The organism is Sphingobacteriales bacterium (assembly GCA_016706405.1).
Taxonomy (GTDB): domain Bacteria; phylum Bacteroidota; class Bacteroidia; order Chitinophagales; family UBA2359; genus BJ6.
Map to the genome: position 1 here is coordinate 37,643 of JADJJT010000002.1, position 11,779 is coordinate 49,421.

The following is an 11,779-nucleotide window of genomic DNA, read 5'->3' on the forward strand; positions in this document are numbered from 1 at the left end:
GCAAATAAATATTGCTGGTAAATAGGCAAAATAGGTTTTTACCAGTTAGCCCCCGGATGCGCCCTTTGCAAATATTGCATTTCGGCCAACAAAGGGCCTAAGTATTCGGTATGAACGCCGTCGATGCCACCTTTTTGCATCCAGGTTTTGATGCTTGGTTGGATGAGGGTGGCCTCGTTAAATACGCTGGTTATATGTTGTTGCCAAAGCGTAGCAATAGCCTCAAGGTTTGGCGTTATGTTTTGTTGGTATAAGGCCTGGTCAATTTTATTAGGGGTAAACAACTCGCCGGTATAAGGCCAAATGGCATCAATGGCCTGTTGCATTCGGGTGTGGCTTTCGTTGGTGCCGTCGCCCAAACGAATTGCCCACTCGCTGGTATAGCGCAGGTGATAAGCAGTTTCTTTAACCGATTTTTGAGCAATTGCGGCTAATTGCAGGTTAGTACTTTGGCTAAGGGCTTGGTACAAATAATATTGATAAGTAGCCAAAAATAGTTGCCGGGCTATGGTGTGGGCAAAATCGCCATTAGGCAGTTCAACTAATAGATGGTTGTAAAACTCGCGCTCGTCTCGGTGGTAGGCAAAAGTATCTTCGGTAAAGGGCAGCCCGCCGTTAAGTTCGGCACAATATTGATATAAATTGCGCGCTTGCCCCAATAAATCGAGAGACATATTAATAAGGGCAATATCTTGTTCTAATACGGGGCCGTGCCCACACCACTGCGATACCATGTGGCCGGCAATAAGCGAGTCGTCGGCAAGCCGAAGGCAATATAGTGCTAATGGGGTGTTATTTTTTAACTGCATAAATGATTAGGTGGAGACGTATAATTTTACAACAAGCTGGGTAAACACATGGAAAGAAAAGAAACTAAACCAAAAAATCGTTTCTGTTATTTTGCAACAAAGCTTAATTTTTGCGGTTATGCTAAATATGTTTAACCTCGTCGGGCAGATTATAAAAAGTTGGGTGGCGATAAACTTTGTCGTCGGCGGGGTCAAAAAAAGCACCGTTATCATCGGGGTTCGAAGCAGTTATGTGTTTCGATTCAACAACCCAAATACTAATGCCCTCGCTACGGCGGGTATAAACATCGCGTGCGTTTTCTAATGCCATTTGGGCATCGGCGGCATGTAAACTGCCAACATGCTTGTGGTTTAAACCTTGTTTGCTTCGTATAAACACCTCAAAAAGAGGCCATTCGTTGCGGTTTGCCATATACTAAATAATATTAAAACAGTTAGTGTTGATGAAAATGAAAAAGGCAGCTAAATAAACAAAATAAATAAGCTGTTTGCGATGTGCAAAGATACCCAATTACTGTTTAATTATCCGGAAAAAATTTATCCGGAATGAATTATTTGCCGGTCCCCTGAAACAAAATCAGCACCGTATAAATCATAATTTTAAAATCAATAGCCAACGACATATTTTCAATATACAACAGGTCGTAGCGCATACGCTCGACCATTTGTGTAACGTTTTCGGCATAGCCAAATTTTACCATCCCCCACGAAGTAATACCTGGTTTAACTTTTAATAAATGACGGTAAGCGGGGGCAATTTCTACAATTTGATTGATATAAAATTGCCTTTCGGGGCGGGGGCCTACCAGCGACATGTCGCCGCGTAAAACGTTTATAAACTGTGGCAACTCGTCTAAGCGCCATTTGCGCATCGTTTGCCCCCATTTGGTAATGCGGGGGTCGTTTTTACTTGACAGGGCTGGGCCATGTTTTTCGGCCTCGACCACCATAGACCTGAATTTGTAGATAAAAAATGGTTTGCCGCCTTTGCCTACCCGTTCTTGCTGGTAAAAAATTGGCCCCTTAGATGAAAGTTTTACGCGCAAAGCAATAAATAAATATACTGGAAGCAGCAGTAATAACACAGTGAAAGAGGCTGTAACGTCTATAAATCGTTTAATATTTTGCTGCCAGGTGGGCATTAAATCCGGATAAATTTCGATGAGTACGGCACCCAAAACATGGTTCATTTTTACCGAGCCGGCCAAAATATCGTACATATCCGGAATAATTTTTATTACCACTAATTGGTCGGCCATCGAGTTTATAATATTGTTTAACTGGTGGTGCTCTGCCGATTCAATAGCTATAATAACTTCGTCAATATGGTGTTGTTTTATTAGCTGTGGAAGTTGCGCTACCGTGCCTAAACTGGGTAAATATTTGCCCAATAAATTGCCATTTATATTGACTGCTTGTACAAAGCCCACAAAATGATAGCCTAACGAGCGCTCGCGCCTTGATATATCGGTATAAAGTTCAACGGCATTTTGGTTGCTGCCAACAATAATGGTTTTGTAGCCAATTTGTCCGGATTCGAGCTGCGATTTTGCCCGGGTTAATATCAATAGCCTAAATAAAAAGGTAATAAATAACTGCAATAAAAACAGTACTACAAATAGTTTATGATATTGCGTGTAGCTAAAAACAAAATCGTCAATAATTATAGTAAAAAACAGTATAAATACCCCAATAAATGTAGTAACTACAGTGCGGTTAAACTCGTCAATACGCGATTTTCGGTAAATATCGGTATAGCTGCCCGATAAAAAGTGTAAGCCTATCCAACAAAGTGGCAAAATGAGTATTAAAGCAAACAGTTTTAAATCGGCAAAAGATTGGCTGCTCCAGGGAAATTCTTCTATATATATTTTCCGGAATACATAGAACAGAAACCAACTTATTGAAGCCGCAAAAAAATCGGCAATAATATAAGTAATAATTCCTATTCTACGAATTTCGCGCATGGGTGGGTAAAAAAATCAAGCGTTATTTTGCTTAAAATGGAGTGTTTTTGGGCGTTTTATAAGGTTAGAAAAGGCAAAAATGCCTTTTGCTTGTTTTACCGCAAGCGGTCGGCGCTTTCAACTAATTTTTGGTCGGCGTTAATATTGCGGCGGGCTAACCAGTTTGAGATATAGCCTAATAGCGGAAAAGCAGTTCCGGCCCAAGGTTGGTCGGGTGTGTGGGTATCAGATAACAAAAAATAAGCACCGGCAACAATCATTAGTAGTAATAGAAGGCTGGTAAGGGTGCAAATTTTAAGTTGTAATTTGCGGTTTCGGAACAAAAATATATTGGCGAGGGCAACTATTGCCGCTAATATGGTTAGGCCACCTAAAACGAGAGCGCTGGTATTAGTGGCATCAAAACTTATATTATAAAATAGCGGATTGGTTCCGCTATAAGCAAAAGGTACGGGCAAAAATGCGGCCAGGCTTAATATTATGGTGGCAACGGCCAAATAAATACTTTGTATTCGTTGTATCATGTATATAGATGGGTGTAATTTTTATTTAAAAAAGAAATTTTTTTGAGTTATAGGTTGGCAAAAAAACAGGTTCAGAAAAGCAATTATTGTTTCCATTTAAATGAGTTTACTAGGTGGTCAATGTCTTTGCGTAAAAAATTAACTACCGGTGCTATAGAGTCTTCGTTTGGGACATTGGCAAAGTACAACGAGGCCCAAATAAAATGTTGCACACTATCGGTTAGGTAAAGTTGGGTTGATGAGGCAGCATCTCCGCCAACAGCATAATAAACTCCATGTACCCCGTTTTTGGTAGTAAACACGCTGTCTTCAATATAATCGGCAGCTCTTACGTGTTTGCTGTTCATTTTGTAGGCATCGTTTACTAAGCGGCTTAGGTTGTTTTTGTCGGTTTTTGTAATGGGTTTGTAAGATAAATAAAGCTGGGCGTTAAGGTTGGGGTATTTTATGTTCATCCAACAGGGGTTTTCCGGAGCTTTATTAAAAAACAACGAATCTTTTTCAACCCGGCTATACGAGGCCGTTTCAAAGGTAAAAGGGCAAGCAGGGGCGTTGTATATTTGGTAGTTTGTGGCGGCTGGAAAAACAACACGAGGATACCCAGTTGGCTTTGGGGTATAGTTGTCGTTTTTGCAACTCCCTAAAAAAAAGTACAGGCACAACAAGGTACAAAATAATGAGAGCTTATAAATTGGACAAAAAGTATTGTTTTTCATTAGATTATTGGTAGCCAATACAAATTAAATTAAACTTAATTAAACAAGCAACTGTATAGCTGTGTAGAAAAAATAAAAGAAAAAAACAGACAAAGAAAAAGATAAAACCCTGCTAACAAACAAGCAAGCAAAGTTAGCTCTTTTACCAATTAATTGCCTATTTCCGGAAGTATATATAACGGTGTTTTTCTGGTAAAAAAGTGTATAACAAGCATTGGGCTGGCAGCAATTGAAGTAAATGAGCAGGTTTTATATAATACAAAACAAGTTTGTTTGCCAATTTATTGCAGTTGCAAGGATACCACAACGAAATTGTTTTGTTGCAGTTTTAATAATTAAAACAAAATACAATATAATGCGCAAGTTAGGGGGTAATATTGTTTACGCACCTTATATAGGCTTCAATAGCAGCCACCATAGACGGAAATTGATCAGTAGGTGCTGGAATATTTAAAATGAGGTCGAGGTCTAAAATTGCTTTGCCGGTAGTGTTGCCCCATGCGGCAAGGCGGGTGTATTTTTGGGCAAAATCCGGAAAATTGTCGAATAGGGATTTTACCCCCAACGGGCTAAAAAACACAATAATATCGTAAAAAACCTCTTTTAAGTCCGACAGGTCACTTGGAACCGTATCGTAAAAAGGACCTTCGGCGTAATTGAAGCCATTGTCTTGCAGGTAGCTGGGCAGTTCGTCGGTACTGCGGGTTGCCGAGCACGGGTATAAAAACGTTTCTTTTGTTTTATACTTTTTAAGCAGTTCTTTAAGGCCTGCTATTGTTTCGGTTTTTTCAAAAAATACTTTTCGTTTGCGGTATTGTACGTAGCGTTGTAAATAAAGAGCAATAGCCTCGGTTACACAAAAGTATTTCATAGTTTGAGGCATACGAATGCGCAGTTCGTCACAAATCCGGAAATAGTGTGTTACGGCGTGGCGACTAGTAAAAATAACTGCTGTGTAATCTAAGGGGTTAATCCGGTGTTTTCTGAACTGGCTAACTGTTAAGCCTTCAACTTGTATAAAAGCCCTAAAATCAACTTTCAAATTGTATTTTTCGGCTAAGGCATCAAAGGGCGAGCGGCCTGTTTCGGGGCGTGCCTGGGTAATTAATATAGATTTTACCTCGCGCTCAACCATTGTTTTTATCGGTGTTTCCGTGTTGTCCATTTGGCTAATTTGGGGAGTAGTTATAGCCATCGCGCTATTAGTTTATATAATATTATTATGGGTGCGATTTCGAGGGTGCAAAGGTACGCAAAAAAATGGAATTTATGCATCTTAATGATTTTTTGACTGCAAAGCAGCCCCCTGTAAATTTTATAAATTATTAATAGTAAAAATATGGCAAAGCTGGTATATATTGCTATTTTTTGCACCAAATCATTGCCAAATGCTATGGCAAACAGCAAGGGTAATAAAATTATACTTGTGGTAAAATGGGCTAAACGCTCGTTGAGTAAATAAAATAAAATTTCGGTTTTATGCGGTAAAACATTAGCTAATAGGCGCATTCTTATAATACGTATGGTAAATAAACTGCCTAAAGCAACGGTTAGTACTGGGTATAATGTCCATATAGGCAAATTAATTTGTATATTATCGTTGTTTGGCCATTTAAATCCAAAATAGTTAGCCATTAAAAAAATCCATCCGGCAAAAGTTAGCACGCTAATAATATCCATTAGCAAGGCGGGTATTTCTTTAAATTGGTTCCAGTCATCGTAAAACTGCCTCGATAGGTTAAAATTTAAGACCGCCCTGTAAGCACCATGCCAATAGCTAAAATATTGCAGGCGGGTTAAACTTACAAGGCTTAGAATAGCTAAAAAGAGGGCAAACAAAAGGCTGTGGCTATTAGTGGGGCGGGGGGTGCCGGCATGTACAATTTGGGGTTGCGGTGCTTTAAAGGTATCGACCAGCAGGGCTAAATTTGTGGCAAAGGTGTCGGGGTAAAAATAGCGGGTGTTGTTAGGTGGGGTTATAAGCGTTTGCCCGTCCTCAAGTTGGCAACTGTCGGCGTAATTTTTAGCGGTTTGCCAGGCCAGTTGGTAAATAATAGGCACATATATATACTGTATGCCATAACTTACACCTTCAGTTGGCGGGGGAGGGTATAACCAATTTGTGGTATCAATAGTGGTGGTGCTTGTTATGGTGGCGGTGTTTGTTGTAGTATCGGTATTGGTTTTTGCTTTAAATTGTAATTGCAAACTGTCGGTGGGGCGGGTGCGGCGCGGGTTGGGACTTGTAAGAGGGGAGGTGTTTTGGTTGTAGTTGTAGTAATTATTGCTGCCGCTGTTTGTTGTTTCCGGAAGAAGCGGCGGTGTAAGATTTGTTGCTTTTGGCGTAGCAGGTGCCGTATCGGTTTTAGCGGTTGTGGTAGTAGTAGCAGCGTTGGGTTGCTGTCCTCTGCTCGATGTATCGGTAGTTTGTCCCAAGGTGGTACTGCTTGATACTATAGTCAAAAAAAAGAAAAGAGCAAAACGAAGAGGACAGAATAGGGCAAAAAACCAGTTTATTATCCGGATATTAGATGCAATAAAAATCATCTTCATCCGGAAATATTTTGGTTGCTGTTGCTCGCCTCCTAATAAAAACAGAACAAGACCAACAAATAATACAACTGCTAACAAACCCATTTGTCTGCAAAGATACGGGTAAAATATAAGATATGTGTACTGAAATATTGTTGGGCCGTAGCCGAACCCTTTGATTTTTTGCTTGTTTAGTTATTATTTTTTATAGTAACAGCGATTTTGAACCTTTACGTTATTATACCTGCCCATAACGAGGCTGGCTCGGTGGGGCGTGTTGTACGCGAGCTTAAAGCTTTGCCCAATTTGCCCGCTACCCCGCAAATTATTGTGGTAAACAACGCCTCGACCGACCAAACTGCCGGCAACGCCTTACAGGCAGGCGCAACAGTACTTACCGAAAATAAACTTGGTTATGGCCATGCTTGCTTGTGTGCCTTAAACTATTTGGCTAAACTGCCACCTGAAAATCTTCCGGATATAGTAGCTTTTTGTGATGCTGATTACGCTGATTACCCCGAAGATTTATCTAATATTTTAGCGCCGCTATTGGCAAAAGAAGCACAACTTGTAATAGGTTCGCGGTTGTTGCTACCCCTGCCGCCCAATGCCATGACTATGCCGCAGCGTTTTGGCAACTGGCTCGCTGCCTTGTTGTTGCGTTGGCTGTATGGCCAGCCTTGCACCGACCTTGGGCCATTTAGGGCTATTACCTGGCCTGCCTTGCAACAATTAAACATGGCCGATAAAACTTATGGGTGGACGGTTGAAATGCAGGCAAAAGCCGCTAAATATGGGTTCAAAACAACCGAAATAGCCGTAAAATACAGGCCGCGTTTAACAGGAAAATCGAAGGTAAGTGGCAATATTATGGGCGTATTTTTGGCTGGGTACAAAATTTTAGGAACAATTTTTAAGGTGTATTTTATGCGCTAATTATTTTGTTGACGACGGAATATAGCCGATGCTTCGTTGGTGTGGGTATTTTTTTTGTAGTTCCTCGTCGTAGTTGTCGGCAATGCTGCCTACACGGGTAAGTATGTTTAGCGCCTCTTTTTCGTCTAACCCTTCTAACTCGCGCGAGCCACGCAAATAAATATGCCCTTGATAAATGGTAAATGCAACGCCAACTAACCCATGCGTAAGTGCCAATAAATCGAGGGCTAAATTTCCTGCGTTGTTTTGCGGCACCTGCATAACACCCGATAAAACCTCGAAATAATATTTTTGGTCGCTTTGGGCTTGGTAAATGCCAATCCAAATTTTTGCACTACCCTTGACGACTTCCCAGTATCCGGCACTGTTTGAGCGGCATTCGGCGGCAACTAACCCTAAATCGCTTATTACTTTTTCAATCATGGTGTATTCTGGCAGGGGGTTAGGCCATGTAATGATTTTGGGATTTTGCTCGGTTTCGGTAGTAGGGGTTGTTTGCGGGCTGGGGTCGGGGGTATTGGTATTATTGTTTTTATTTGGGTTGCGCAAATTAGGATCCATGGGTAATAATAAGGTATTGATTAAGCGGGTTAAGTTGGGTTAGTTTGGCTGATTTTAGTTAGGTCTTGAGTAATTAAGTTGCAAATGTAAACAATATTTGGGCGGTTTGCGGCTAAAAAAATATCCGGATACTAAAACACTATGGCAAACAGGTAGGTTCAAAAATTTATTGCCTTTTTGCATGATTTGTATATTTTGACATTTTTTCGTCAATTTTTGAAATTAGCCAATGTGCGTTAGCTGTATTTTTAGTTTCATCTATGCGTTTTTTTAATTCAGCAAGTTCGGGGGTATTTCCTCGTCTTATTTTGTCTATGCGCACTAAAAATTTGATAAAGTTAAGATAAACTTTTCTTTTTTCGTCTGTAATTTGTTTATTTCGGCGCAAATACATTCTAAACGATTCAAATAACGACAGCATTGGCTCTTTTTCGTTTAGTTCGTAATAGATTCGCAGTAGCAACATCTTTGATTCGGTGCTGTAAAATAGGTCATCGAAGCTTACTGTTTGTAGTAGTTTCATGGCTTCTTTGTATCGGGTTTGTTGAAAATACAAATTGGCCAAGTTGTAGGCGTAAGCGTTATTCATCAATGCCGGTGCTAAGTAATGTTTGTAGTTTTTAATAAAATCTTCGGCAAATTGGTATTGTTTGTTTCGAATACTAACCTCAACAATATTTTTATAACTCCAGGGCGAAATTTGGTTTTCTGCGTCAAATATTAGCCCCAACTCTATCATCTCTTTGTATATAATAAACAACTCTTCAAAAAACCGCCCCACACCTTTATTAATTTGTTTCACGCAATAATTGGCAGTAAGCAGGTAAATATCTCTTGCCTCCATACGGCTAAAATATTGGGTATTATTGCTTAGTACATCTTTAAGTTTGGCAAAATAAGATTGGTCGTTTAAGTGTAAAAAACAGTTTAATATAGTTTGATAAACGGCAATTGGTGGGTAAAGATCTTGCGGAGTATTGTTTAAATAATTCAAAATTTCTTTCAGCAACAATGGCTCGTAGCTGCTATTTACAATGCTTTGGCGGTTTACAATTTCACAACAGTATTTAAGTTTATGGCTCAGGTAATAATGGTCAAAAAATTCAATTGTTCGTTGCAGGCTTTCGTCGTAGCGATGTTCTTTTTGGCGTTCAAAAAATACGTTTTCGTTATAATTAAGCAAATACTGTAAATTATAGTACTCCGAGTCGCGGTATGGGTAGTGCTCAAGTTGCTTTCGCAGACTGTTCATGGTGGCCTGAAAATGTTTAACCAAGCCCATTTGGTTGTATTGTTTTAGCAATATGCTGTATTTTTGCATAGGTGCTTTGTCAATTTCCTCCACCACAATAAAATTTTCTATTAAGTGCAAAAGGTCGCTCATCCAGTAGCTTAACTCTTTTTCATCGTAGCTCAAATCTGGGCAAATTGCCAGCCAAACAATATTTTTATCGGTAAGTTCGTCTTTAAAGTCGGGGGCAGTTTGCAATAAATAATTTAAAAGCAGGGCTACTTCTTGCTTTTTATTAAAGTACGGAGCCTGTACAAACTCTTTTAGTCGCGGATATAGTTTGCCAGGCATGTTTTTTAACAAGTGTAGTAGTTTACTGCTCTGCATGTCAAAAATTTTACTAATAAAAACCTGTTCCCCATACGCCAAAGACGCTGTTACCTTTGCTTATTCCGGGAAACGATAAAAAATGATTAAATTTTTTTTTGCCTATTTTGTACTTAAAATGCTGATTGTCAGCATTTTATATGTTTTTTATAATCAATAAGAAAATTTATTTTTAAAAAAATACTCCGGAAAACAACAAAATTAGTAACTTTTCGTCAATTTTGTAATTTATATTTTTGTATTGCCGTTATTATATCTTAAGGTAAAAATGGCCAAAAATCTTAAAAAAAATGGTTCAGTTACTATCGATGCGTTAATTTAATTTGTGTTATGCAAGCTAAAACTTTACAAAACCTTTTCTTTTTTGTTAATGGGCGCTTAAATATTTGCACTAATAAAGTACAGCACCTTCGTCTGTTGTTGTATGGTGGTTTGGCTTTAATTGGCTTTAATTACTGTTTTTTAGAAGGCTTTGGCTTAAAACTGCAAGGGCAAAACTTATCCCTTCAAGCTATTGACGATACTGTTTATATTACCACGCCGCCGCTTAGTTTTATTCCAATTACACTAACCGGTAACGACCTAATACCAAATAAGACTAAAACGGGTGTAAACTTAACCACCCCGCCTTTGTTTGGAACTGCTGCCTACGACTTTTTATCCGGAGATGTGCATTATTATTGCAACTATCAATACAGTACCTATACCGACTATTTTGAATACGAACTGACAGATTTGGAAACCTTCGAAAAATCCATAGCCACTGTTGTTATTATCTATACTTGCCTTGACTGCGTTTGGCCCGGAGATGCCAATAATGACGGCACAGCCAACGTGTGGGATGTTTTAGCTATTGGCTTGCATTATAACGAAACAACTACCCCCACTAATACCTACAATTACAACTGGGTTCCTGTTAATATGCCTGTTTGGGGCAAAGAGTGTGTTAACTGCAAACTTGACTTTAAATACGTTGACTGCAACGGCGACGGCACTATTGACCTTAACGATGTTGCCACCATTGCCTACAACTATGGCAAACAACACTTTAAAGGCAACAAAAGTACAAGCGAACAAGCTGGCATACCCTTACAATTAGCCATTAACGCCGATACTTTAATTGCCAAACAAACTGTTAAGGCCGAAATTTTGTTGGGCACCATAAATCAACCCGCACTTGACGTATATGGAATTGCTTTGCAAATAGCGTATCCTAAAAATTTAATAAAACCAAAATCCTTCGAACTTAACTACACAGACTCGTGGCTAAGTGCCGATACCGCCAATTTGCTAAACCTAATGCACAACGACAACGACGGATACTTGGATATTGCCTTAGTGCGGCCCACTAAAACAAATATAAGCAGTAACGGCCGAATTGCCACCCTAAACTTTATTATGGAAGATGTAATTATAGGTAGCGGCAAACAGACAACCGAAAATATTCCTTTTGAACTGATTATTGAAAAAGTAACCCTGCTAAATGCCCAGTCCGATACCATTGCCACGCAAATAATAAACGGCCTGGCAATTGCATTGTCTGCCCCAATTTTGCCCCCAAATAACAACAATCTAAACTTTACCATAACACCTACTTTGGCTAATACAAATATTACCATTAAGGCTACCAATACAGCAGTAATTAACAATATTAAGCAAATTCAACTGCTGAACAGCGGCGGACAAATAGTTTGGCAAATACAACAGCCTGATTTAAAATTTGATTTAACTGATTTTACTATCTCAACCACAAGTTTTTTATCCGGAATGTATTATTTACACATAAAAACCAACTCCGGATACCAAGTCTGCCCAGTAGTCATTCTTCATCCATAAGAGATTCGAGAATAATACTAATCATTCTTGATTGTTGCATTTCTTTGGCGAGTTACTTAAAGAGGACGCCCCAAAACTTTCATCAAAAACATACGGATATTTTTTTAATAAGACAATCTAAAATGTGTCATAATTACTGCATAAAAACAACTTATTACTAAATAAAAGCAACCTAAGAACTATAAAAATAGGTTAAACTATACGAAACACGTTAATTAAACAATAACATTTTATAATTTTTTAGCAAAAAAAACCGATATTTGTACATAAATTCAAACAA

The 11,779-nt window shown here is 39.0% G+C and carries 11 protein-coding genes; 2 read left to right on the forward strand and 9 right to left on the reverse strand.

The features are described 5' to 3' along the window. Positions 1-38: 38 nt before the first annotated feature. From paaC to IPI59_06640, 7 genes are all read right to left on the reverse strand, one after another. Positions 39-809 carry a phenylacetate-CoA oxygenase subunit PaaC gene (gene paaC / locus IPI59_06610; GenBank protein ID MBK7527213.1) on the reverse strand — a complete coding sequence of 257 codons (771 nt, stop codon included), beginning with the start codon at positions 807-809 and terminating at the stop codon, positions 39-41. A gap of 121 nt (positions 810-930) precedes the next feature. Next, complete coding sequence (gene paaB, locus IPI59_06615) at positions 931-1,221, reverse strand: 1,2-phenylacetyl-CoA epoxidase subunit B (GenBank protein ID MBK7527214.1); 291 nt, start codon at positions 1,219-1,221, stop codon at positions 931-933. A gap of 139 nt (positions 1,222-1,360) precedes the next feature. Further along, complete coding sequence (locus tag IPI59_06620; GenBank protein ID MBK7527215.1) at positions 1,361-2,776, reverse strand: sugar transferase; 1,416 nt, start codon at positions 2,774-2,776, stop codon at positions 1,361-1,363. Positions 2,777-2,871: 95 nt separating this feature from the next. Further along, positions 2,872-3,300, reverse strand: a complete 429-nt coding sequence (locus IPI59_06625; protein ID MBK7527216.1) for a DUF4293 domain-containing protein — start codon at positions 3,298-3,300, stop codon at positions 2,872-2,874. Positions 3,301-3,383: 83 nt separating this feature from the next. Next, positions 3,384-3,965: a hypothetical protein gene (locus tag IPI59_06630; protein MBK7527217.1), complete on the reverse strand. Its 582-nt coding sequence runs from the start codon at positions 3,963-3,965 to the stop codon at positions 3,384-3,386. 415 nt (positions 3,966-4,380) lie between these two features. Further along, complete coding sequence (locus tag IPI59_06635; protein MBK7527218.1) at positions 4,381-5,181, reverse strand: uroporphyrinogen-III synthase; 801 nt, start codon at positions 5,179-5,181, stop codon at positions 4,381-4,383. 20 nt (positions 5,182-5,201) lie between these two features. After that, positions 5,202-6,653 (reverse strand): DUF4271 domain-containing protein, encoded by a 1,452-nt coding sequence (locus IPI59_06640; protein ID MBK7527219.1) that lies wholly within the window; start codon positions 6,651-6,653, stop codon positions 5,202-5,204. 114 nt (positions 6,654-6,767) lie between these two features. Here IPI59_06640 and IPI59_06645 point away from each other — a divergent pair, with 114 nt between their 5' ends. Then, complete coding sequence (locus IPI59_06645) at positions 6,768-7,484, forward strand: glycosyltransferase family 2 protein (GenBank protein MBK7527220.1); 717 nt, start codon at positions 6,768-6,770, stop codon at positions 7,482-7,484. Here the strand turns inward: IPI59_06645 and IPI59_06650 are convergent, their stop codons facing one another. Both IPI59_06650 and IPI59_06655 read right to left on the reverse strand, forming a co-directional pair. Then, entirely contained in the window at positions 7,485-8,045 is a 561-nt protein-coding gene (locus tag IPI59_06650) for a YbjN domain-containing protein (GenBank protein MBK7527221.1), read from the reverse strand. Positions 8,046-8,211: 166 nt separating this feature from the next. Further along, a complete protein-coding gene (locus tag IPI59_06655) occupies positions 8,212-9,627 on the reverse strand; it encodes a hypothetical protein (GenBank protein MBK7527222.1) in 1,416 nt (471 codons plus the stop codon). Between the two features lie 366 nt (positions 9,628-9,993). Between IPI59_06655 and IPI59_06660 the strand changes: the two genes are divergently transcribed. Further along, complete coding sequence (locus tag IPI59_06660; GenBank protein ID MBK7527223.1) at positions 9,994-11,499, forward strand: hypothetical protein; 1,506 nt, start codon at positions 9,994-9,996, stop codon at positions 11,497-11,499. The last annotated feature ends 280 nt before the right edge of the window (positions 11,500-11,779 follow it).